Source organism: Streptomonospora alba, assembly GCF_000826685.1.
GTDB classification, from domain to species: Bacteria; Actinomycetota; Actinomycetes; order Streptosporangiales; family Streptosporangiaceae; genus Streptomonospora; species Streptomonospora alba.
Window position 1 is genome coordinate 21,571 of sequence record NZ_JROO01000052.1, and the last position, 22,573, is coordinate 44,143.

The 22,573-nt window shown below is 70.3% G+C and carries 20 protein-coding genes and 1 pseudogene; 12 read left to right on the plus strand and 9 right to left on the minus strand.

Translation table 11 applies throughout. The features are described 5' to 3' along the window. Positions 1 to 49: 49 nt before the first annotated feature. Positions 50 to 1,024 carry a carbohydrate kinase family protein gene (locus LP52_RS23550; RefSeq protein ID WP_040276587.1) on the plus strand — a complete coding sequence of 325 codons (975 nt, stop codon included), beginning with the start codon at positions 50 to 52 and terminating at the stop codon, positions 1,022 to 1,024. Between the two features lie 153 nt (positions 1,025 to 1,177). Here the strand turns inward: LP52_RS23550 and LP52_RS23555 are convergent, their stop codons facing one another. Next, positions 1,178 to 2,014: a DUF2470 domain-containing protein gene (locus LP52_RS23555; RefSeq protein ID WP_169775401.1), complete on the minus strand. Its 837-nt coding sequence runs from the start codon at positions 2,012 to 2,014 to the stop codon at positions 1,178 to 1,180. Positions 2,015 to 2,088: 74 nt separating this feature from the next. On the opposite strand from LP52_RS23555, the gene rpsD reads away from it, so the two are divergent. Further along, positions 2,089 to 2,700 carry a 30S ribosomal protein S4 gene (gene rpsD / locus LP52_RS23560; RefSeq protein ID WP_040276589.1) on the plus strand — a complete coding sequence of 204 codons (612 nt, stop codon included), beginning with the start codon at positions 2,089 to 2,091 and terminating at the stop codon, positions 2,698 to 2,700. 160 nt (positions 2,701 to 2,860) lie between these two features. Here the strand turns inward: rpsD and LP52_RS23565 are convergent, their stop codons facing one another. Next, a complete protein-coding gene (locus LP52_RS23565) occupies positions 2,861 to 3,130 on the minus strand; it encodes a sulfurtransferase TusA family protein (RefSeq protein ID WP_052810204.1) in 270 nt (89 codons plus the stop codon). A gap of 354 nt (positions 3,131 to 3,484) precedes the next feature. Between LP52_RS23565 and ctaC the strand changes: the two genes are divergently transcribed. The 4 genes from ctaC to LP52_RS23585 all read left to right on the plus strand — a co-directional run bounded on the left by ctaC (position 3,485) and on the right by LP52_RS23585 (position 8,164). Continuing rightward, positions 3,485 to 4,474: an aa3-type cytochrome oxidase subunit II gene (gene ctaC, locus LP52_RS23570; RefSeq protein WP_449336611.1), complete on the plus strand. Its 990-nt coding sequence runs from the start codon at positions 3,485 to 3,487 to the stop codon at positions 4,472 to 4,474. Continuing rightward, positions 4,474 to 6,147 (plus strand): aa3-type cytochrome oxidase subunit I, encoded by a 1,674-nt coding sequence (ctaD, locus tag LP52_RS23575; protein ID WP_040276591.1) that lies wholly within the window; start codon positions 4,474 to 4,476, stop codon positions 6,145 to 6,147. The genes ctaC and ctaD overlap by 1 nt, the downstream gene beginning before the upstream one ends. Before the next feature lie 15 nt (positions 6,148 to 6,162). Further along, positions 6,163 to 6,588: a cytochrome c oxidase subunit 4 gene (locus LP52_RS23580; protein WP_040276592.1), complete on the plus strand. Its 426-nt coding sequence runs from the start codon at positions 6,163 to 6,165 to the stop codon at positions 6,586 to 6,588. A 256-nt stretch (positions 6,589 to 6,844) separates the two neighbouring features. Continuing rightward, positions 6,845 to 8,164, plus strand: a complete 1,320-nt coding sequence (locus LP52_RS23585; protein WP_040276593.1) for a L,D-transpeptidase — start codon at positions 6,845 to 6,847, stop codon at positions 8,162 to 8,164. 435 nt (positions 8,165 to 8,599) lie between these two features. Here the strand turns inward: LP52_RS23585 and qcrB are convergent, their stop codons facing one another. Genes qcrB through ctaE form a run of 4 tightly spaced genes read right to left on the minus strand, consistent with a single transcriptional unit; the run spans position 8,600 to position 12,967 of the window. Beyond that, the gene (qcrB, locus tag LP52_RS23590) at positions 8,600 to 10,264 is read right to left on the minus strand and encodes a cytochrome bc1 complex cytochrome b subunit (RefSeq protein ID WP_040276594.1); all 1,665 of its coding nucleotides are present in this window, start codon (positions 10,262 to 10,264) and stop codon (positions 8,600 to 8,602) included. Between the two features lie 3 nt (positions 10,265 to 10,267). After that, positions 10,268 to 11,398 (minus strand): cytochrome bc1 complex Rieske iron-sulfur subunit, encoded by a 1,131-nt coding sequence (gene qcrA, locus LP52_RS23595; RefSeq protein ID WP_040276595.1) that lies wholly within the window; start codon positions 11,396 to 11,398, stop codon positions 10,268 to 10,270. Further along, positions 11,391 to 12,323 carry a cytochrome bc1 complex diheme cytochrome c subunit gene (qcrC, locus tag LP52_RS23600; protein ID WP_040276596.1) on the minus strand — a complete coding sequence of 311 codons (933 nt, stop codon included), beginning with the start codon at positions 12,321 to 12,323 and terminating at the stop codon, positions 11,391 to 11,393. Before qcrC ends, qcrA begins: the two co-directional genes overlap by 8 nt. A gap of 17 nt (positions 12,324 to 12,340) precedes the next feature. Beyond that, the gene (ctaE, locus tag LP52_RS23605; RefSeq protein ID WP_169775402.1) at positions 12,341 to 12,967 is read right to left on the minus strand and encodes an aa3-type cytochrome oxidase subunit III; all 627 of its coding nucleotides are present in this window, start codon (positions 12,965 to 12,967) and stop codon (positions 12,341 to 12,343) included. Positions 12,968 to 13,343: 376 nt separating this feature from the next. Between ctaE and LP52_RS23610 the strand changes: the two genes are divergently transcribed. The 3 genes from LP52_RS23610 to LP52_RS23620 all read left to right on the plus strand — a co-directional run bounded on the left by LP52_RS23610 (position 13,344) and on the right by LP52_RS23620 (position 15,730). After that, a complete protein-coding gene (locus tag LP52_RS23610; RefSeq protein ID WP_040276608.1) occupies positions 13,344 to 13,784 on the plus strand; it encodes a hypothetical protein in 441 nt (146 codons plus the stop codon). A 418-nt stretch (positions 13,785 to 14,202) separates the two neighbouring features. Continuing rightward, positions 14,203 to 15,270, plus strand: a complete 1,068-nt coding sequence (trpD, locus tag LP52_RS23615; RefSeq protein WP_238581071.1) for an anthranilate phosphoribosyltransferase — start codon at positions 14,203 to 14,205, stop codon at positions 15,268 to 15,270. 199 nt (positions 15,271 to 15,469) lie between these two features. Next, the gene (locus tag LP52_RS23620) at positions 15,470 to 15,730 is read left to right on the plus strand and encodes a hypothetical protein (protein WP_338011660.1); all 261 of its coding nucleotides are present in this window, start codon (positions 15,470 to 15,472) and stop codon (positions 15,728 to 15,730) included. Positions 15,731 to 15,788: 58 nt separating this feature from the next. On the opposite strand, the gene LP52_RS23625 is transcribed toward LP52_RS23620, so the two are convergent. From LP52_RS23625 to LP52_RS23635, 3 genes are all read right to left on the minus strand, one after another. Beyond that, entirely contained in the window at positions 15,789 to 16,070 is a 282-nt protein-coding gene (locus tag LP52_RS23625) for an Lrp/AsnC family transcriptional regulator (RefSeq protein WP_040276599.1), read from the minus strand. Between the two features lie 78 nt (positions 16,071 to 16,148). After that, the gene (locus tag LP52_RS23630; RefSeq protein ID WP_040276600.1) at positions 16,149 to 16,910 is read right to left on the minus strand and encodes a rhomboid family intramembrane serine protease; all 762 of its coding nucleotides are present in this window, start codon (positions 16,908 to 16,910) and stop codon (positions 16,149 to 16,151) included. 64 nt (positions 16,911 to 16,974) lie between these two features. Continuing rightward, positions 16,975 to 18,720: a DEDD exonuclease domain-containing protein gene (locus LP52_RS23635; protein ID WP_040276601.1), complete on the minus strand. Its 1,746-nt coding sequence runs from the start codon at positions 18,718 to 18,720 to the stop codon at positions 16,975 to 16,977. Positions 18,721 to 19,091: 371 nt separating this feature from the next. On the opposite strand from LP52_RS23635, the gene LP52_RS23640 reads away from it, so the two are divergent. The 3 genes and pseudogenes from LP52_RS23640 to LP52_RS23650 form a co-directional block, all read left to right on the plus strand. Then, positions 19,092 to 20,498: an NYN domain-containing protein gene (locus LP52_RS23640; protein ID WP_040276602.1), complete on the plus strand. Its 1,407-nt coding sequence runs from the start codon at positions 19,092 to 19,094 to the stop codon at positions 20,496 to 20,498. 402 nt (positions 20,499 to 20,900) lie between these two features. After that, positions 20,901 to 21,896, plus strand: coding sequence for a C40 family peptidase (locus LP52_RS23645; protein WP_052810205.1), 996 nt, complete (start codon positions 20,901 to 20,903; stop codon positions 21,894 to 21,896). A gap of 492 nt (positions 21,897 to 22,388) precedes the next feature. After that, positions 22,389 to 22,573, plus strand: a pseudogene (locus LP52_RS23650) (NlpC/P60 family protein); the annotation flags it as partial.

The window sequence follows — 22,573 nt, forward strand, 5'->3', positions numbered from 1 at the left end:
GGTAGGCTTGAGAACCGTCCATTCTCCCCGACTCAAGGAGCCCTCTGCAGTGCGCATCGCGGTTACCGGATCGATCGCCACCGACCACCTGATGACCTTCGACGGACGGTTCTCCGAACAACTCATCGCCGATCAGCTCGAGCAGGTGTCGCTGTCGTTCCTGGTGGACGAGCTCGAGGTGCGGCGCGGCGGCTGCGCCCCCAACATCACCTTCGCCATGGGGGTCCTGGGCCTGAGTCCCGTCCTCGTGGGTGCAGCGGGGGCCGACTTCGACGAATACCGCTCCTGGCTGGAGCGCCACGGTGTGGACGCCTCCGGCGTGCACATCTCCGAGCTCCGCCACACGGCGCGCTTCGTCTGCACCACCGACAAGGACCACAACCAGATCGCGTCGTTCTACCCCGGCGCGATGGCCGAGGCGAGCAACATCGAGCTCAAGCCGCTCTCCGACGCGGCCGGCGGCTTCGACCTGGTGCTCATCAGCGCCAACGACCCCGGTGCCATGACGCGCCACAGCCAGGAGTGCCGGGACCGCGGCTTCGCCTTCGCCGCCGACCCCTCCCAGCAGCTGGCCTTCATGGACGGCGAGCAGGTGCGGGAGCTGATCGAGGGCGCCACGTACCTGTTCACCAACGAGTACGAGAAGGCCCTCTGCGAGCAGAAGACCGGCTGGAGCGAGGACGAGATCCTCGATCGCGTGCAGACCCGCGTGACGACGCTGGGCGCCAAGGGGGTGCGCATCGACCGCCGGGGTGAGCCGTCGATCAACGTCGGCCCCGCGGTGGTGAACGAGAAGGCCGACCCCACCGGCGTCGGCGACGCCTTCCGCGCGGGCTTCCTGGCGGGCCTGTCCTGGGGGCTCTCCCTGGAGCTCTCCGCCCAGGTCGGCAACGCCATCGCGGTGCACTGCCTGGGGGTCAACGGCCCGCAGGAGTACACGCTGACCGCCTCCAGCCTGATCGACAAGATCACCGAGTCCTACGGCGAGGACAGCGCGCGCGAGATCAAGCCGCACCTGTCCTGAGCCTCCGGGCTCCCAGGCCCACCGGCGCCGCCTCGCGGCGAACCGGTGGACGGGCCTTCCCGGCGGAGTGTCGCGGGCGTCTCGGCCCGCTCGCGACTCACGCCGGGGAGGCCCCTTTGCTGTTTTCGGCACCGCGCACCCGGCCCTGCCCGGTCAGCCCCCGGCGGGTCCTTCGCGTCTGCGGCAGCGGCGGTGCCGGGTGCTCGCCGCGTCGGCGGCCTCCTGGGGGCCGTCGTCGGCGAGGAAGTCGAACACCGCGCGTTCCAGCTGGCAGGCCGCATCCGCCGGGCGGCTCCAGGGGATCCGCACCAGGGCCGCACCGGTGCCGTCCGCGGCGCCGACCCAGACCGTGGCTCCGCGCGCGTCCAGCTCCCACAGCCACGCCGCCCCGCGCGGGGCTCCCCGAACCCGTCCCACGGCCCGCGCGAGTTCGTCGCGGTAGCGGTCGTTGACCCGGCCGATGATCTCCTCGGCCGGGGCGGTGATCGGGTGCGGGCGGGCGAGCGCGAAGGCGGAGCCCTCGATCAGCCCGGACGCATCGTAGGTGTGGTACATCACCCTGTGCACGACAGCGCGCAGCAGTACGGGGGCGCCGGGTTCCCGACGGCGCTTGGCGGCGGCCAGCAGCGCCTCGTCGGGCTCGCGCTCCCACACGGCCAGCGCCGCCGAGCGCCGGTCGGCGGGGGGTACCTCCGCCAGGCCGGCCTGGCACCACATGCGAGCGCGTACAGTAGAGAGGCGACCCACACGCCGAAGAGCGGACAGATCGATATCGACCCTCGGGCCGAGATCTGTGCGCCGCCCCTCCCGCACCGCCTCGTGCAGCGGGTGGTGCTCCGCGACCCACAGGAGGACGCGGCCGGCGTGATCGACCGCCCCGCGCACGTTGAAACACGTGTCGGGATTGTCTGCCAACGCCGCTGCGGTGGGGGTCGCCGTGGCGGCAAGGGAGCGGACCCGTTCGATCGCGGACGGGCTGGGTTGTCGCATGACACCTCCTAGACTTAGGCAAGCCTTACCTAGGACTCCCGCTTTTTGCAAGCACTCATAGACGGAGGACGTGAATGCGCTACACCGGACCTAAGGTGCGGTTGTCCCGGCGCGCGGGTACCCCGCTGACCCGTAAGGCGGTCAGCTACTTCGAGAAGCGGCCCTACCCCCCGGGTGAGCACGGCCGCCGAGTTCGGCGCTCGACCAGCGACTACGCGGTCCGCCAAGCGGAGAAGCAGAAGCTGCGCTGGTACTACGACCTGTCGGAGAAGCAGCTGGCCCGCTCCTACGAGACGGCTCGGAAGCGCCCCGGGCGTACCGGTGAGGAGCTCATCGCCGAGCTGGAGACGCGGCTCATGTCGGTCGTGCTCCGCTCCGGGCTCGCGCCGTCGATCTACGCGGCGCGCCAGTACATCAACCACGGCCACATCACCGTGGACGGCAAGAAGGTCGACATCCCGTCGTACCAGGTCAAGGCCGGCCAGGTCATCGGTGTGCGGGAGAAGTCCCGCCAGATGGTGCCCTTCGTCGAGGCCTCCGAAGGCGTGCACGCCGACGACAAGACCGCCGGCTACCTCGCCGTCAGTCACAAGGACCTGCGCGTGGCGGTCGTCGACCGCCCCAAGCGCGAGCAGGTTCCGGTGCCCTTCGACGAGCAGCTCGTCGTCGAGTACTACGCGCGCTAGGCACGGCGCTTCACGTGCCTGATGCGGGCCGTGCGACCCTCCGGGGCGCGCGGCCCGCACGCATGTGCGCCCCGAACCCCGTTGATCTTGTACCTGCGGTCAATGTGCGCGTTCGCACGTGACCGCAGGTACAAGATCAACGCTGAGGGCGGGCGGTTTTCTAGTACATGCGCCGGATGTGGAAGGCGCTGCCCTGCTCCAGCGGCACCTCCGCGACGAACTCCTGCATCTTCATCCGGCACCAGGACGGGATGTCGGCGCGCGCCGCCGGGTCGTCGGCCGTGACGGCGATCACCGACCCGATCGGGACCTCGCGGATCCGCCCGGCGAGCATGATGATGGGGATCGGGCACTTGCGCCCGACGGCCTCGACGGTCACCAACGGCTCCTCGGCCAACGGAGCTCCTCTCCTCCTCGCGCGTACTCCCATTGTCACCCGCGCCGGCCGCTAAGCGGCACCCGGTTAAGAGGCCGGTAAATGCAGCGGTACTCTCGCCTTAGCCCGCTTGCGGCGGCCTGTTCGGAGACCTCGGGCACCGGCGGCCGACGCGGTGGGCAGGGCGAACACGCCGAGCCGTCCGCGCGCCCGCCACCCGCCCCCGCCTGGGCGGACGGGCGGTCGGGCACGTGCGCGGCCGGGGCCCTCCGCGGGCGCACGGCCAACACGCTGATCAGGCATGCCCCGCAACAGGGGTCCGGACGGATCGCGCTAGTGTTTCCCTCGAAAAGCTTTGGAACACGACCGCCCGCGACGTCGCGGGCATCATCGCTGGGAAGGCAATCCGTGAGTCCGACCCGCCATAGGAATCGGCGCCCCGCGCTGCGCCGATGGGCACCGCGCGGCGCTGCGCTCGCCGCGCTGGGCCTGGCCGCGACCGGATGCGCGTCGAACGAGTTCACTCGTTTGGGCGTGCCGGAGCCGATCACCGAACAGGGCCATCGCGTCCTCACGCTCTGGCAGGGTTCATGGGTGGCGGCGTTCGCGGTCGGCATTCTCGTGTGGGGACTGATCGTCTGGACGATCATCTTCCACCGCAAGCGCTCCGAGCAGCTTCCGCCGCAGGTGCGCTACAACATGCCCATCGAGGCCCTCTACACCGTCCTGCCGATCGTGATCATCGCGGTGCTCTTCTACTTCACCGCGCGTGACCAGACAGCCCTGATGTCCACCGAGGAAGAGGCCGACACCAACGTCGAGGTGGTCGCCTTCCAGTGGAGCTGGCAGTTCAACTACCTCGAGGAGTCCTACTCCGACTCCGAGAGCGACCCCCAGAGCCGGTTCTCCGTGGCCGGCACCCCCCAGCACCGGCCCACCCTGGTGCTGCGCGAGGGCGACGTGGTGCACTTCGACCTCACCTCGCCCGACGTCATCCACTCGTTCTGGATCCCGGCCTTCGCCTTCAAGATGGACGTCATCCCCGGCCAGGACAACGAGTTCCAGGTCAAGGTCCAGGAGGGCACCGCCGGCACCTACGCGGGCCGTTGCGCGGAGCTGTGCGGTGTCGACCACTCGCGGATGCTCTTCGACGTCGAGGTGATGGAACCGGACGCTTACGACGCCTGGGTGGCCGAGCAGGAGGCCCAGGCACAGCAGCAGGAGACCAGTGAGCAGCCGGGGGAGTCGGGGCCGGAGAATCCCGACATCGACATGCCCGGTCCCGAGGGCGAGGGTCCTCAGGACGAGGCGGTCGACGACGATCCGGCGGCCGACGAGCCGGCCCCGGCCGACGAAGCCGGCGTGCCCGCCCCGGCGAACGAGGAGGCAGGGCGCTGATGGCGACAGTGACGCAGACCCCCGAATCGGCAGGGCCCGCGACCACGCGCAAGGGCTCGGTCATCGTCAACTGGATGTCGTCGACCGACCACAAGGTCATCGGGTACATGTATCTGATCACGTCGTTCGGCTTCTTCATCCTGGGCGGCATTCTGGCCCTGGTGATGCGCGCCGAGCTGCTGTGGCCGGGCATGCAGGTGGTCAGCCACGAGCAGTTCAACCAGCTGTTCACCATGCACGGCACGATCATGCTGCTGCTGTTCGCGACCCCCCTGTTCGTCGGGTTCACCAACATCATCATGCCGCTGCAGATCGGCGCCCCCGACGTGGCGTTCCCCCGCATGAACCTGCTCGGGTACTACCTCTTCCTGTTCGGCGGCCTCATCGTGGTGGGCGGGTTCCTGACCCCCGGCGGCGCGGCCAGCTTCGGCTGGTTCGCCTACACCCCGCTGTCCGACGCCGTGCGCTCGCCCGGCCTGGGCGGCGACCTGTGGATCATGGGCCTGGTCGTCAGCGGTCTGGGCACCATTCTCAGCGCCGTCAACTTCATCACCACCGGGCTGTGCATGCGCGCGCCCGGCATGACGATGTTCCGTATGCCGATCTTCTGCTGGAACGGCCTGCTCACCAGCGTGCTGGTGCTGATCGCCTTCCCGGTGCTGACCGCGGCCCTGGTCGCGCTCGGCGCCGACCGCATGGTCGGCACCCACGTCTTCGACGCCGCGCACGGCGGCGCCATCCTCTGGCAGCACCTGTTCTGGTTCTTCGGGCACCCGGAGGTCTACATCATCGCGCTGCCGTTCTTCGGTATCGCGACCGAGGTGCTGGCCGTGTTCAGTCGCAAGCCGATCTTCGGCTACAAGAGCCTGGTGGCGGCGACCATCGCCATCACCGGCCTGTCGGTGACCGTGTGGGCCCACCACATGTTCCCCACCGGCGCGGTGCTGCTGCCCTTCTTCTCGTTCATGTCGTTCCTCATCGCCGTGCCCACCGGCGTGAAGTTCTTCAACTGGATCGGCACCATGTGGCGCGGCCAACTGGTCTTCGCCACCCCGATGCTCTTCACCGTCGGCTTCCTGGTGACGTTCCTGTTCGGCGGGCTCACCGGCGTGCTGCTCGCGTCGCCGCCGATCGACTTCCACGTCACCGACTCCTACTTCGTGGTGGCCCACTTCCACTACGTGGTCTTCGGCACCGTGGTGTTCGCCATGTTCGCCGGCTTCTACTTCTGGTGGCCCAAGTTCACCGGGAAGATGCTGAACGAGACCCTGGGCAAGGTGCACTTCTGGCTGCTGTTCCTCGGGTTCCACGGGACCTTCCTGGTCCAGCACTGGCTGGGTGCCGAGGGCTTCCCGCGCCGCTACGCCGACTACCTGGCCTCGGACGGCTTCACCGGGCTCAACATCGTCTCCTCGGTCAGCTCGTTCGTGCTCGGCGCGTCCACGCTGATCTTCTTCTGGAACATGTGGGTGACCCACCGCAACGCCGCCACCGTGACGGTCGACGACCCCTGGGAGTACGGCTGCTCGCTGGAGTGGGCGACCTCGTGCCCGCCCCCGCGGCACAACTTCACCTCGCTGCCGCGTATCCGCTCGGAGCGCCCGGCGTTCGACCTTCACCACCCGCACGCCGCCGCACCCGGTGCGGCGCCCGAACCCGCAGCCGCGAAGTAGGGGAGCGAGCTCACCATGAAAATGCAGGCCTACCTGTTTATGGGCGTCTCGACTTTCTTCGGACTGGTCGCGGGCATGTACGCCTACTGGTCCTGGGTGTCGCACGGCGCGATCGAATGGACGGGCACGGTCGCCCTGGTCGTGTCGATCTTCTTCGGCTGGATGATCGGGTTCTGGCTGTGGCAGTCCGCGCGACGCAGCGAGCGCTACCACGGGCTGGCACCGGAGGAGCGCCTCGACGGCGAGATCCCCGAGAACTCCGGCGAGTACGGGTTCTTCAGCCCGCACAGCTGGTGGCCGCTGTTCGTGGCGATGTCGGTGTCCTTCCTTGCGGTGGGCGTCGTGATCGGCTGGTGGATGGTGTTCATCGGCGGGTTCGCCGTCATCCTGACCACCATCGGCTGGGTGTTCGAGTACTACCGCGGCCAGTTCAGCCACTAGCGAGGGCCACGGCGCGTGACGCGTGCCGCCGCCGATCGGATTCGCCCCCGGTGTGTGATGGTTTCTACCGAAACCCCCACCCACCGGGGGTATTCTTTTACCCGGCGGCCGGCATCCCCCTGCCGGTGCGATGTCCGGTTCTCACCCCCGCGGCCGTCGTTCACTGTGGAGCAGCGGAACCCGGCGGCGTGCGTTTGGCATCTCCCGACACGGGCAGTGCCGAGCACAGGCCGCCACTGCAGACTGGAGGCGCAGGGTGAAGGGCAGAACACGCCTTAGAGGAGTTCGGGGCGCAGGCCTGGCCGGGCTGGTTCTCGTCCTGGCGGCAGCCTGCACCGGCCAGGACGGCGGGAGCTCGCAGACCGCGGGCGAGGGCCAGGACGCCGTCGACGTGCGGATCTCGCCTGAGGACGGCGCCGGCGAGGTGGCCCCCAACGTGCCGGTGACGGTCGAGGCCGCCGACGCCGCCATCACCGACGTGCGCGTCGAGCAGACCGGGGGCGCCGCCGACGAGTCCGGGCAGGGTGCCGGCCAGAGCGCGAGCCCCTCGGACGGCGACGACTCCCCGGTCCACGAGGTCACCGGAACCCTCAGCGAGGACGAGTCGACCTGGGTCAGCGACTGGAACCTGGCCCCCGGATCCGACGTCACCGTCACCGCCACGGTCGAGACGAGCGACGGCGAGCAGGCCGAGGTCGCCAGCGAGTTCAGCACCGAACCCGCCGTCGAGGGCAAGCGGCTGGAGCTGCAGTCCAACTTCCCCACGAGTGGCCAGAGCGTGGGCGTGGGGATGCCGGTGATCGTCAACTTCGACCTGCCCGTCGAGAACAAGGTGCAGGTGGAGAACTCCATGGAGGTCACCTCCGAGCAGCCCGTCGACGGCGCCTGGAACTGGTTCGGCGACACGACCGCCGTCTTCCGGCCCAAGGAGTACTGGGAGCCCTACCAGCACGTCACCGTCGACCTGCGCCTGGCCGGGGTCGAGGCCTCCGAGGGCGTCTACGGCATCGAGAACCACCAGCTCAACTTCGACGTGGGCCGCGAGCAGATCAGCACGATCGAGGACTCCGAGCACACCATGACGGTCGAGCGCGACGGCGAGTCCATCAAGTCCTTCCCCATCAGCAACGGCCGCGCGGACGTCCGCAAGTACACCACCACCAGCGGCGTCCACCTGACCATGGAGAAGTACGACCACCTGGTCATGGACTCCTCGACCACGGGCATCCCGGTCGACAGCCCCGAGGGCTACAAGCTCGACGTCGACTACGCGGTCCGCTTCTCCAACAGCGGCGAGTTCACCCACGCCGCACCGTGGAACGGCCGGCTCGGCCAGTCCAACGAGAGCCACGGCTGCACCAACATGAGCAACGCCGACGCCAAATGGTTCTACGAGGAGTCGCTGATGGGCGATCCGCTCGTCATCAACGGCACCGACCGCCAGCTCGAGGTCGACAACGGCTGGGGCTACTGGCAGCGCTCGTGGGAGGACTGGCTGGCCAACAGCCCCACCGGCGAGGCCGACACCACCGACGGCGAGGGCACCCCGGGCGGCGTCCACGCCGAGGAGGCCTGAGCCCTCGGAGCACGGCGGGACCCGTCGTCCCGGCGGGCGGCTGAGGGAACGAGTCCACTGCGGGGCCGCGGAGTCTTTCTCCGCGGCCCCGCAGTCGTTTCGCGGACCCAATCCCGACCCCGAAGGGGGCAGCGGCGCACACGTCGCCTCAGCGCCGCACAGGGGTTCCTGTGCGGAACTCCGGCCCCGGAGCGTCCCGCGCGCCCGGGGGCCATCCGGCGGTCTCCCGCGTCCCGGCGCCCGTCCACCGGGTGCGCACGTGCCGTCGCCGCGATCCGATCCGCCGGGGCGAGGATCGGGGTGGAGGGAAGGGGGCGTGGAGGCGCTCCCCGTGGCTCGGCGCGCATCCGCCCGCCCCGGTACAGCAGAACGGCCCGGCACCCCGCACGGGGTACCGGGCCGTCGTGTTCTGCGCTTCGGCCGGAGCGGCCTCGGCTAGGTGGTGGCCTCCTCGCGGTCCTGCTCCGGGGAGTGCTCCTCCTCGTGGGCACCGTGGTGCAGGTGGTGTCCCGAGTGCGGGCGCACGCCCTCGAACGAGACGTTGTCGCGGGTGTACCAGTCCGCCAGGCGCAGCCGCAGCCGACCCATCAGCCCGCGCGAGGACGGCGCCTCGACGCCGTTCTCGTCGAAGGCCTGGACCTCGATCCGCGAGACCGGCTCCTTGCTCTCCAGCACGTGCACGGTGTCCTCGGAGGACTCCTTGTGCACCTCGATGAACTCGCCGCTGGGCAGCTGCTGGATGGTGCCGCTCTCGTAGCCGTGCTCCAGTTGCTCCCTGTCGCGCAGCTGCAGTCCCAGGCAGATGCGCTTGGTGACGATGAACCCGATGATCGGCCCCACGATGACCGCGATCCGGAAGAACCACGTGGTCGCGTAGAGGCTGACCGAGAAGGTCTCCGAGAGGACGTCGTTGGCTCCCGCCATCCACAGCAGGCCGTAGAAGGTGATGCCGGCGACGCCCATGCCGGTGCGCACCGGAGCGTTGCGCGGCCGGTCGGCGACGTTGTGGTGGCGCTTGTCGCCGCTGAGCCACTGCTCGATGAACGGCCACAGCGCCAGCGCGCCGAAAATCAGCCCCGGGATCACCAGGCCCGGCACGAGGACGGCGGTGGCAAGTGAGTAGCCTGCAACGTCGACGTCGAACCAGTTCGGGAAGATCCGCAGCGCCCCCTCCATGAAGCCCATGTACCAGTCGGGCTGCAGCCCGGAGGTGATGGAGGTCGGGGTGAAGGGGCCGAACAGGTGGATCGGGTTGACCTGAACGAACGCGCTGAGGCCGGCGGTGACGGCGAAGACGAAGAAGAAGAACCCTCCCGCCTTGACCGCGAAGGCCGGCAGCATCGGCGTTCCCACGACGCGTTTCTCCGTGTGGCCCTTGCCCGGGTACTGGGTGTGCTTCTGATGCCACAGGATCAGCATGTGGGCGCCGATCAGCGCGAGCAGGATGCCCGGGATCAGCAGGATGTGCAGCATGTACAGCCGCGGGATGATGTCCTCGCCGGGGAACTCGCCGCCGAAGAGGAACATCGACGCGTAGGTTCCGATGATCGGCAGCGCCATCAGCACGCCCTGCAGAATGCGCACGCCCATGCCGGAGGGCAGATCGTCGGGCAGCGAGTACCCGAACAGGCCCTCGACCATCGCCAGAGCGAAGAGCGCGACGCCGATCAGCCAGTTGATCTCGCGCGGCTTGCGGAACGCGCCGGTGAAGAACACCCGCAGCATGTGCACCAGCATCGCGGCGACGAAGATCAGCGCGGCCCAGTGGTGGATCTGGCGGATCAGCATGCCGCCGCGCACGTCGAAGTTGATGTACAGCGTCGAGGCGTAGGCCTCGCTCATGGGCACGCCCTGCAAGCGCTCGTAAGACCCGTCGTAGACGATCTCGGCCATGCTCGGCTTGAACCACAGGGTCAAGAAGACCCCGGTGACCAGCAGGATGATGAACGAGTACAGTGCGATCTCGCCGAGCATGAACGACCAGTGGTTCGGAAAGACCTTGCCCAGCTGCTTCTTGCCGGTCTTGGCGAGGTGGAACCTGTCGTCGATGTAGTTGCCGGCGTTTCGGAGCGCCTTAGGTGCCTGTGTTGTCCGACTCATCGGCTATTCCCCCCTCTGCGCGTCCCAGAAGGTCGGCCCGACGGGCTCCGAGAAGTCGCCGTCCGCAACCAGGTAGCCTTCTTCGTCCACTGTAATCGGCAGCATCGGCAGCGGCCGGTTGGCCGGCCCGAACACGACCTTGGCGCCGTTGGCGGCGTCGAAGGTCGACTGGTGGCACGGGCACAGGATCCGGTGCGACCCGCTCTCGTAGAGCGCCGCGGGGCACCCGACATGCGTGCAGATCTTGGAGTAGGCGACGATCCCGTTGTGCGTCCAGTTGCGCTGTTCCCGGGTCATCTCGTCGCTGAAGTCCGACTCGTCCATGCGGATCAGCAGGATGACCGTCTTGGCCTGCGCGTCCAGGCTCAGCCCGTGCGGATGCTCGGGGTCGGGCTCCACATAGGGCAGCGCACTGATCATACCGCCGGCGCGGAGGTCTCCCTCGTGGATCCACTGGCTGTCGCCTTCGCGGTGGGTGCCCTCGACGACCATGTGCATGCCCGGTTCCCACAGCGTGTGCCGCAGCGTGTCGCCCGGCAGCGGGCCGGTGTCGCGCAGCAGCACGATCGGCGCCACCCCCAGGGGGGCCATCGCCAGCAGCAGGGTGCGGCGCATCAGCGGGCGCCGGGTGAAGCCGCTCTCGTCGGCGCCGCGCATGAAGAAGTCGCTGAAGGAGCTCTTCTCCTCGGGCGACGACGGCAGCTCGTCGTAGTCGTTGGCCACCTCGTAGTGCGGCATGACCTGGCGGGCCCAGACAGTCATGCCCGCGCCGATACCGAACAGGGACAGCGTGAGCGTGCCGCCCATCAGCATGTTGGCCCACTGGCCCACGAGCGGGTGGGCGATGGAGGGGTCGCCCTGGGCGTCCGGCGGGAACAGGAAGTACGAGACCAGGAAGCCCACACCGCCGAGGAAGGCCAGGGTGAACCACACCGCTGCGGTGCGCTCGCCCTTGCGCTGGACCTCCTCCGGGCGGGGGTGGGCCTCCTCGGCGGAGTACGCGCCCTCGTGGCTGCCCTGCTCCTCGGACGTGCCGGAGATGACCCGTTCCTCCGTGGATGTCGGGGTGGCGATGACCCGATCGGAGCCGTCGGCGCCCGGGTCGGTGTCGTGGTTGCGGTTGTTCTCAGTCATGGGCTCGCTGCTTCGCGGTGATCCAGATCGCGCACGCCACGATCAGGGTGATACCGACGGTCCAGGAGATGAAGCCCTCGGCGACCTGGCCCACACGGTTGAGGTCGAAGAAGCCTCCGGCGTTGGCCTCGTGTTGGAGGTCTTTGACGTAGGCGATCATGTCCTGCTTCTCGTCCGGGGTGATGGTCGTGTCGTTGAACGCGGGCATGGCACCCGGACCGGTGATCATCGCCTCGTAGATCTGGCGCGGCGTCGAGTCGTGGATCTCGGGTGCCCACCGGCCGCCGGTCAGCGCGCCGCCCCCGCCCGACCAGCTGTGGCAGTGCGCGCAGTTGGCGAGGTAGAGCTTCATGCCCGCTTCGGTGTCATCGGCGCCCTCGATGTAGCTCTCGTACTCGGTCTCCCACTCCTCGAGGGCTTCCTCGTAGGCGTGGTGGTCCTCGAAGTCGGAGCGTTCAGGGGCGCTGTGGGGGATGTCGGTGGGCACCGGAGGACTGCCCTCGTCGCCGATCTCGGCGTTGTAGTACGCGACGAGGTCGTCGATCTCCTCCTGGGTGAACGCCGACGGCTTGCGCGGCATCTGCTGGTCGGGGTCCATCGAGGGCATGCGGCCGGTGCTGACCTGGAAATCGACGGCCGCGGCGCCTTCGCCGGTGATGTCGGGGCCGGTGTAGCCCTCGCCACCTGTGCCGTCGGGGCCGTGGCAGCTGGCGCAGCTCTTGGTGAAGATCTCGCGCCCGGCTGCCACGTCCTCCTGGGAGGGCTGCTGCTCGGCCGCGGCGGCGTCAGCCGCCAGAGTCTGCGCTTCGGCCCGCTCCGCGCTGGGCGCGATGACGGCGTAGCCCACCCCGAAGAGGGTGAGCGCGAGTATGACGACGGCGTATCCCGCAAGGGGATGCCGTCGCCGCGCGGTAATCCATTTCACGGTTTCCCCGTTTCGGGTCACTGGAGGAAGTAGATGGTTGCGAACAAAGCGACCCAGACCACGTCGACGAAGTGCCAGTAGTAGGACACGACGATCGCGCTGGTCGCCTGCTGGTGAGTGAAGCGCTTCGCGGCGTACGTGCGTCCCAGCATGATCAGGAACGCGATCAGACCACCGATGACGTGGAGACCGTGGAACCCCGTAGTGAGGTAGAACATCGAGCCGTAGGCGCTGGACTGCAGAGTCAGGCCCTCGTGGTAGATGAGCTCGTAGTACTCGTATGCCTGGCCGAGTACGAAGACCAGGCCCATGAGGAACGAGATGACGAACCACAGACGGAGCTTCCGGACATCACCGCGCTCGGCGGCCCAGACGCCTGCCTGGGCGGTGAAGCTGGAGGCCACCAGGATGATGGTGATCGTCAGGGCGTACCCCACGCTGAGCTCGGCCGATGGCCAGTCGCCCAGCTCCGGGTTGCCCTTGGTCACCGATCGGATGGTGTAGTACATCGCGAACAGCGCAGCGAAGAACATGAGTTCGTTGGCAAGCCAGACGATGGTGCCAACGCTCACCAGGTCAGGTCGCTTTGCCGCACCGTGCAACGGTGTCGGTCCTGTTGATTGATTCGCGGTTGCTGTCGCCACGGGAGCATTATTACGGCATCCCGAGAAGGTTGGTGCACGACCCCCCGAAAGGCGCCCGATCTGGCGTGACAACGGTATCGGTCCGTGATCGCTCTGCGGGCCGCTCGCAACCGCGGTCGGCAGCCACGGGCAGCCTAGCGTGCGCGGGCCCCGCAGTCACGGAATCCGCGGGTGAAAAGCGCGTGTCCGCTATGCGCGGCGCGGCGGCGGCCGGCGGGGGCCGGCGGGACCTCCGGATGGCCAGGGGAGCGAGCGCAGTGGCATGCTGAGGTGGCGAAGGTCTCAACTCGACGGCCGCAGGACATAGGCTCGGATACCCGGCTCGACCCAGCCGCTCCGCCGCGGCCGTGATGTACAGGGATGGTGACGGTTGACCATGGCGACCAACGGCCCCGGCTCCGCGGAGTCCTCGGCGCCCATGCGCGTGCTGCTCTACAGCGACAAGCCCGGAACCCGCGAGCAGGTGCGTACGGCGGTGGGGCGCAGGCCGGCCGCGGACGTCCCCAAGGTCGAGTTCGTCGAGTGCGCGACCGCGCCCGGCGTGCTGGCCCGGCTGGAGGACGGCGGCATCGACGTCGCGGTCTTCGACGGCGAGACCGCGCCGGCCGGCGGCATGGGCGTCTGCCGCCAGATCAAGGACGAGATCTACCGGTGCCCGCCCGTGCTGCTGATCATCGGGCGCCGCGACGACGGCTGGCTGGCCGCTTGGTCGCGTGCCGACAAGGTGGTCAGCCACCCCATCGACCCGGTGGCGCTGGCTGAGGCGCTGGCTGAGCTCATGCGCGGGCAGGCGGCCGAGACCGCCGCCCTCGGGTAGTCTCCGACGCAGGAGCGCGGCGTCGCCGGCCGGCGACGCCGCGCACCCGCCCGGCCGGATTCCGCCGGTGCCCGCGCGCACCGCGGCACGTGAAGCGGCTGCGGCGGGAGACGGAACCGCCCGAGCGAGAGACGTTGCCGATGGTGCACAGCACAGGTGGCTACGCGCGCCTCCGGACGCGGCCGCCGCGCGAGGCAGAGCCGCCGCGCCGCGCGGCCGCCGCATCGCAGCTGCCGCGGCCCGCGCGCGGCGGGGGCCACCACCGGGCGAGCATCCGCCGGGGGCCGGGGATGCGGTTTCTCGACGGCAAGGGGCACCACGGGGCGGATACCGCGCGATGGCGCGCCTGAGCGAGCGTCGACATGCGGTCCAACGCCCGATCCCCGTCCGAGGACGCGTCCCCCTGAGGAGCACCCACGTGAGCATCACCGAACGCACCTGGTCCGATCTGATCACCGCGCTGCTGGAGAGCCGCCCGCTCTCGGCCGAGGACACCCGCTGGGCCATGAACGAGATCATGTCCGGGTCGGCCACCGACGTGCAGATCGCCGGGTTCGCCGTCGCGCTGCGCGCCAAAGGCGCCGATGTCGCCGAGGTCACCGGTCTGGCCGAGGGCATGGTCCGCCACGCGGTACCCATCTCCGTGCCCGGCCGGACCGTCGACATCGTCGGTACCGGCGGCGACCGCGCCCACACCGTCAACATCTCCACCATGGCGGCGATCGTGGCCGCTGCGGCCGGGGCGAAGGTCGTCAAGCACGGCAACCGGGCCGCCTCGTCCTCCTGCGGCACCGCCGATGTGCTGGAGCGGCTGGGCGTGGTCATCGATCTCGCGCCCGAGCAGACCGTGCGGGTGGCCGAAGAGGTCGGCATCACGTTCTGCTTCGCCCCGCTGTTCCACCCCTCGCTGCGGCACGCGTCCAAGACGCGCAAGGAGTTGGGCGTGCCCACGGTCTTCAACTTCCTGGGCCCGCTGACCAACCCGGCGCAGCCCTCCTCCGGAGCCGTGGGCGTCTACGACGAGGGCATGTGCGAGACCATCGCCGGCGTGTTCGCCCAGCGGGGGACCTCGGCCATGGTCTTCCGCGGCGACGACGGGCTGGACGAACTGACCACGACCACCACGTCGCGGATCTGGTCGGTGCACGAGGGCGCCGTCACCCATGAGCGCGTCGATCCGGCTGATCTGGGGATCGAGCGGGCGGCGCCGGACGCGCTGCGCGGCGGCGACGCCGAGTACAACGCCCGCGTGGTCCGCGACCTGCTTGCCGGCGGCCCCGCGGCCGACGGCGCCGTGCGCGGCGCCGTCCTGCTCAACGCCGCGGCGGCGGTGGCCACCACGCTGCCCGGGTTCGGCTCGACAGGGGCGACCGAAACCCTGCGCTCGGCACTGGAGATCGCCGAGAACGCCCTCACCAGCGGAGCCGCCGCCCGGCTTCTCGACTCCTGGATCGAGACCAGCCAGCACTACGCCAAACAGGGCTGAGCAGGCCGCCGCCGGGAGCGCGGGCCGCTCCGGACGCGGCGGCGCGGCGTGGGCGCACGGCGCCGAGGACCCGTCGCGTCCCGGGCGCGGACGGGCGGCCGCTCAGCGCCCGTGGACCGTCCGGTGGGTCCCGCTTCGGCGGCGGAACCGCACAGATCGGTACAAGGGGGTGACATCGTGCCCCAGAGGGGTAGGCCGTGTGCGACTGGCACAGTCGTACGAACAGTCCTTCGCCCCCCAGGAGGAAGCGGTGCGCAGTAGAGTCGTCATCCCGACCGTCGTGATCATCTGGCTGCTCATCGGCCTGCTCGCGGCGATCCAGCGCGGCTATTTCAGCAGCGACGAGGCCAACTGCGCCACGATCGGCAGCACTCTCACGACGATCGCGGCCGGGCCGCTGAACTACGTCGGCGTGAATCCGACCGTGGAATGCCCCGGCCTCCCGCAGCCATCGGAGTGACCGCCCTGTGCTCTCCCCGCGGCGTGTCGCAGCGTCGCGGGGAGCGGACGGCGGCCGGTCAATCGTCCATACCCAGGGAGAACGCCGCTTCCAGGTCGTGGTTGGAGTAGGCGTGGAAGGCGATGTGGGTGTCGGAGGACAGCACGCCCGGAATCTTGCTGACCTGGCCGGGGATGACCTCGGCCAGGTGCTCGTGGCGGCGCACCCGCACCATCGCGATGAGGTCGACGCCGCCGGTGACGGAGTAGACCTCGCTGACGCCCTCGATCTGGGCGATCGCCTCGGCGACCTCGGGGATACGGGTGACTTCGGCCTTGATCATGACGATCGCGGTGACCACGAGGGCTCCTCCAGTTTCGTGCGGGTCGGCTCGTGCGGGACGGGCGGGCGGCGCGGTGCCGTCGGGAGGCGGCCGGGCTCAGTAGACGTCCACGCGGCGCGTTCCGGAGCGCCAGCGTATGCGGTGCAGCAGCAGAGCCCCCAGCGCACCGGCGAGGAAGCCGTAGACGTGGGCCGCGTAGGCGACGCCGCCCTCGGTGCCGGGATAGGCCGACATGCTGACGTAAAGAAAATACTGGAGGATGAAGTACGTGCCCACGAGCGCCCATCCCGGCAGGCGCACCGGCACGACGACGAACACCAGGGTGACCACCCGGCTGCGGTGCTGCACCAGCAGATAGGCGCCCAGCACGCCCGAGATCGCGCCTGAGGCGCCCACCAGCGGCATCTCGGCCGAGGACTGGGTCAGCGCGAAGGCGTAGGTGGCCACCAGCCCGCTGGCCGCGTACAGCCCCAGGTAGCGCATGCGCCCCAGCCGGTCCTCGACCACCGGACCGAACACGAACAGGTAGACCATGTTGCCGATGAGGTGGGCGGCGCCCCCGTGCAGGAACATCGACGTCAGCGCCGACACCCAGGCGATCTTGGTGTGGCCGGGGTCGGGGCAGGGGCCGGAGGCCTCCACCTGCCCGCCGCCGAGCAGCTCGGCCGGAACCGCGGCCCAGCGCAGCAGGTAGTGCTCGATCGCGCATTCGCGGGGAAGCTGGTCGGTTCCGTACCACACCGCCAGCAGCGACAGCGGGGAGAGCAGGTAGACGACGACGTTGGCGGCGATGATCGCGTAGGTCACCGTGGGCACCCGCCGCACCGGGTAGTCGTCACTCAGCGGGATACCCGCCATCTGCACTCCTTGGGCGAGGGCTCCGGTCACTACGGGCACGGCCGGCGTTCCCGCCGGCGCGCGCTCAGCGGTGCATGAGCGCCGACAGGCCGCCCCGGTCCCAGTCTGTCAGGTACCGGTACTTCTCGGCCCCGTTGACAGGGCATGTCCATCCTTCGGCGGATTCGGCGAGACGCACGCCGGGCGACTCCAGCCACCGCAGCACGCACTCGGACTCCCACGCGCTGGCGCAGGGAGCGGGCCCGGGGCCGGGGAAGACCGATTCGGCCGTGCGGGTCAGGGCCGCGGTGAACTCCGCGGGGTCGCGGCCGGGCGCCATGTAGCCGCTGTTGACCAGCCGCCCGCTGCGCACCACGTGCACGTCCCAGCCGGGCCGTGCGCCGCCGGTGGGCGCGGCCGCGGGGGCGGCGGCGACCAGCTCGGGTATGGCCGCCAGTGCGGCCAGGCGCTGGCTGCGCGCCGCCGCGGTGAGGAAGGCGGCCAGCCGGTCGCGGTGGCCGGCGGCCTCCTCGTAGCGCAGCTGCTCGGACATCTCCCTGATCTGGGCGGTGATGCGCTCGACCACGGCCGCGGGGTCGGCGGTCATCGCTCCGTGGGCGGCATCGGCGTGCACGGCGTACTCCTCGGCGGTCTCCGCCCCGGCGCAGGGGGCGCCGCACCGGCCCATCTCGGCCAGCACGCAGGCGGATGTCGGCTTCGCCGGCGTGATGCGGCGTGTGCACTGGCGCAGCGGAAACGCCTGGTGCAGCGCCTCGCGGGCCAGCTCGGCCTCGCGCGCGGAGCGGAACGGGCCCATGTAGGGTGCGCCGTCGTCGCGCACGGTGCGCACGATCGACAACCGCGGGAACGCGTCGCGGGTGAGCTTGAGCCAGGGGGAGCGCTCGGGGTTGCGCGAGCGGCGGTTGTACGGCGGCTTGCGCTCGCCGATCAGCCGCAGTTCGCGGACCTCGGCCTCGAGTCCGGTCTCGCAGACGATGGGAGTGACACCCTCGACGAGGGCTGCCATCTCGCGGATGCGGCCGCGCTTCTCCGACCCGGTGAAATAGGACTGCACGCGTCGGCGCAGGTTCGTGCTCTTGCCGACGTAGAGGGCGTCGCCCTTGGCGTCGGTGAACACGTAGACGCCCGGGGCCTCGGGGACGTCGTCGGCGATGCGCCGCTTGCCGCGCTGGGCGGCCGTGGGCGCCGAGCGGAACCGGCGCAGCTCCTCGGCGGTGTCGACGCCGAAGGCCCCCAGGCGTTCCAGCAGGCCGTGCAGCACTCCGACGGTGGCCCGGGCGTCGTCGAGCGCGCGGTGGGTGGGCTGGTCGGGCACCCCGAAGAAGCCCGCGAGGGTGCCGAGCTTGTGGTTGGGCACCTCCTCGCGGGTGACCAGCCGGCGGGCCAGCGTCACGGTGTCGACGACCTGCGGCGCGGGCCAGGTGTATCCGTGCCCCGCGCAGGCGGCCTTGAGGAACCCGACGTCGAAGGGGGCGTTGTGGGCGACGAGGATCGAGCCGCGCTCCAACCCCGCGAACTCCAGGAAGCCGGGCAGCACCGCGTCGATCGCGGGCGCCGGGGCGACCATGGCCTGGGTGATCCCGGTGAGCAGCGTGATGAACGGCGGGATGGCCACCCCGGGGTTGACCAGGGTGGAGAACTCGCCGACCACCTCGCCGCCGCACACCTTGACCGCGCCGACCTCGGTGATGCCCGCTGCGTCGGCCCGGGTTCCGGTGGTCTCCAGGTCGACGATCACGAACGTGCACTCCGACAGAGGGGTGCCCAGGTCGTCGAAAGTGCCTTGAACGGGGGTGTTCTGCTCGGCCACCCGGACAGGGTAATCGGGCGCTGCGACGGAAGCCGCGTCCGGGCGGGGGAGGTGTCCGGTGTCGGCGCAGGTGGGGCGGCGCGAGGATCGCCGCCGGGAGTGGGCCGCGACGTGGCGGGCCCCCGGCGCTCGGACCGGTTTCCTCGCTGATCTCCGTGGAAAGATGGCTCAGACCCCGTGCGCGGCCGGGCCGCGACCGCACGCCGCGGTCCGGGCGCGCAGTGTGAGTTTTCCGGCATGCAGTGCAGGAGGAGGGAGATGGCTGTGCGGAATCCGGTCGGGCGCCGTTGCGGGCGGTGTGATCAACGGGGCGGCCCGCGCTGCGGCGTGCAGGCGCCGTCCGGTCGGGTCCTGGGCGCGGGGGTGGGGACATGACATGCGAGGCCGGCGGGACTGCGGGCGCGGGCGGCTCCGCCGGGGAGCCGGGGGACTCCGCGGAGCCCGCGGGCGGCGGAGAGGACGCGTCCGAGCAGGAGGGAAAGGGTCTCGACCGCCCGCTGCCCGAAGCCGTGCGTGCGCGGGTCGTCGAGTACGGCTCCGACGTGCTGGGCGGGATGCGGATGTCCGACCTGCCGCCGGTGCTGCGCCGCGTCGCCAAGTTCGAGCCGCGCCGTCGCGCCCGCCTGGCGGGACCGCAGATCGCCGCTCAACTGGAGTCCGACGCCGGCTTCCGCGGCCATGTCGCCGAACGTGTCGAGCAGGTCTGGCCCGAACTCGCCGGGGAGTTGCGCCGCGGGGTCGTACCGCCGGCGGCCGACCCCGTCGCGGTGGCGGCGGCCGCCTACCTGCTGCGTCCCCAGGGCTGGCGCAACGTCGTCGAGCGCGTGCGGGCCGAACTGGACCGCCAGGAGAGCGCCAGGGAGGCCGGCGAGGCGACCGAGACCATCGCCGATCTGCGCCGACGGCTGGAAGAGGCGAAGAACGAGCAGCGCGCGGAGACGGCGCGGCTGCGCAGCGAGCTCAAGGACCAGCGCAGCACCATCGCCGACCTGCGTCGGCAGCTGCACAACGAACGCGAGCGCGCCAAGGAGGCGGCGAGCGAGGCCGAGCAGGCGATTGCGGAGGCGGCGGAGCGCACAGCCACCCAGACCGGTCAGGTCACCGCGGTGGAAGCGGAGAACCGCCGGTTGCGCAACCGCCTCGCCGCGGCCGAAGCGCAGGTGGAGAACGCTCGCCGCGCCGCCCGTGCCGGGCGCAGCGTCGACGAGGCGCGGCTGCGGGTGCTGCTGGACGTGCTGCTGGAGGCCGGACACGGGCTGCGCCGCGAGCTGGCGCTGCCCACCTCCATCGAGTCTCCGGCCGACCTGGTGGCCGAGCAGCGCGCCGCGGAGGAGGCGCCGGTGCCCGGCCAAGGGCTGCCCGACGACGACCCGGGCCTGGTCGACGATCTGCTGAGCCTGCCGCGGATGCACCTGCTGGTCGACGGCTACAACGTCACCAAGACGGGCTACGGCACGCTGCCGCTGGCCGACCAGCGCAGTCGGCTGCTGTCATCGCTCGAAGGCCTGGCCAGCCGCACCAAGGCGGAGATCACCTGCGTGTTCGACGGCGCCGACGTCAGCGCCCCGCCCGTGCTCTCGGCGACGCGCCGGGTACGGCTGCTGTTCAGCGAGCCCCGGGAGACCGCCGACGAGCTGATCATCCGGCTGGTGCGCGCCGAACCGCGCGGGCGGCCGCTGGGCGTGGTGACCTCCGACCAGGAGATCGTCAACGCGGTGCGCCGCGAGGGCGCGCGCACCGTCGCCTCTGCCGTACTGCTGCGTCGGCTGGGCGGCTGAGGGGGCGTCGGCGGGCTTCGCCGAGCCGACCCCGTGCGCGGGGTCGGCTCCCGGTGGTGCTCCGGGGAGTGCGGACGTCCGAAAACCCGCGTGCACAGGGTGACGCGGGCGCCCCAGTGGTTGAGGCGCCCGGTCGGGTCCGCTAAGTTCTACCCGGAGATCGATCGGCTTCCCGTAGCGCAGGCGAGGGTCGCACCGGCGGCGGTTCCGCCGCCGGATTGGCGCTCTGCGGGAGGCCCCCGGTCGCGGCGGTGCCGTGACCGCTCCGTCGCACAGCCCGGAGGTCTGCACGCCGTGCCCGCGGTTCCCGCTCGCCCGGCACCGTGCGGCCGGACCGGGTGCCCCGCCGTGCTTGCCCCATCCCGCATGTGAACCTCGACCCGTAAGGAGCGTGGACCGCCGATGACGAACACAGGTGGTCGGCGCACGGCCCGCCGGATCGCGACCGGTTTCGGGGTCGTGGCCGCCGGAGGCCTCATCGTGCCCTCCGGGGTCGCCGTTGCCGAGCCGACCCAGGAGGAGGTCGAGTCCAAGCTCGACGACCTCCAAGAGGAAGCCGACGGCATCGTCCAGGAGTACAACCAGGCCCAAGAGGACTACGACGCCGCCAAGGAGAAGGCCGAGGACCTCGAAGAGCGTGTCGGCGACGAGCAGGAGCGCTACGACAAGCTCCGCGACAACGTCGCCGACTTCGCCAGCGCCGCCTACCAGGGCAACGATCTGGACTCGCCCTCCTCCGTCATCAACGTGGAGAACCCCGGGGACCTGCTGGCCCAATCGGCCGACGTCGGTTACCTCTCCGACAACCAGAAGGAGAAGCTCGACGACTTCAGCGACTCCTCCGAGCGCCTGTTCCGGCTGAAGGACGAGGCCGACGCCGCCCTCGGCGAGGCGAAGGACAAGAAGGAGGAGGCCGAGGAGAAGAAGGACGAGGTCGAGGAGAAGATCGACGAGCAGGAGACGCTGCTCGCCGACTTCCCCTCCGCCGACCCCGCCGACGACGGCGACGACAGTGCCGGCGGCTCCTACACCGGCTCGGCCTCCGGGGACGCTCGCGCCGCCCTCGACTTCGCCTACGCCCAGCTGGGCAAGCCCTACGTCTACGGCGCTGCCGGCCCTGACAGCTTCGACTGCTCGGGCCTGGTCATGCGCGCCTGGGGGGCGGCCGGGGTGAGCCTGCCGCGTACCACCTACGGTCAGGCCGAGTCCGGCCACCGCGTGACCCGCGACCAGCTGCAACCGGGCGACATCGTGTTCTTCTTCGGCGGCCTGGGCCATGACGGCCTCTACGTCGGCAACGGCCAGATGATCCACGCGCCGCGCACCGGAAAGAACGTCGAGGTCGTGTCGCTGTCGGGCTACTGGGACGGCCAGTTCCAGTTCGGCGTACGCCCGTAGCCGCCCTCGCCCGTCCCGCGGACCCCGCCGGGGCGGGCGCGTGCCGATCGTCACGTCGGATGTGCGGGCGGTCTCGCGTGCGCCGGATTCGGTCGGGTGCACGGATCGGCCGCGGGGCCTGCAGACGTGGTTTGCGTTTGGGGTCGGGATGGGGCGGACCTTGCATTACGGGCGAACCGTAAACAGGAGGCAATCATAACGAAACGGTTGAGCCTGGTGTCGGCGATGCACTAGTCTTCCGCCGAGCCGGTCGTCTGTACGTGCCATCAGAAGGGTGGCAGCGGTCGGCTCCCGCCGAGCTCCGCCCGAGCCTCCCCACCGTTCGGCCGGCGGAGACCGGAAACCACCGCGGCCGCTTTCCCGCGTGCCGCATGCGCAACCCCGGGTGCTCTCAGTCGCCGGCGGCGCCTTCGGGCGGCCCCTGCGGCATGTCCGAGCCGCCCGGGCCCGGGCGCTCCGGTAGGCGGTCTGGCAGAAAGGTGTGCCACCATCGTGGATGAACGCCATGAACGTGGCTCGTTCCGCCGTCATCTCGCAACGGTCGGCTTCGTCGCCGCAGGCGCTCTGATCCTGTCCACCAGTGCGGCGGTCGCCGAACCGACCGTCGACGAGGTGCAGGAGAAGATCCAGAAGCTGGAAGAGGAGCACGCGGACCTCGCCGAGAAGTACAACCAGGC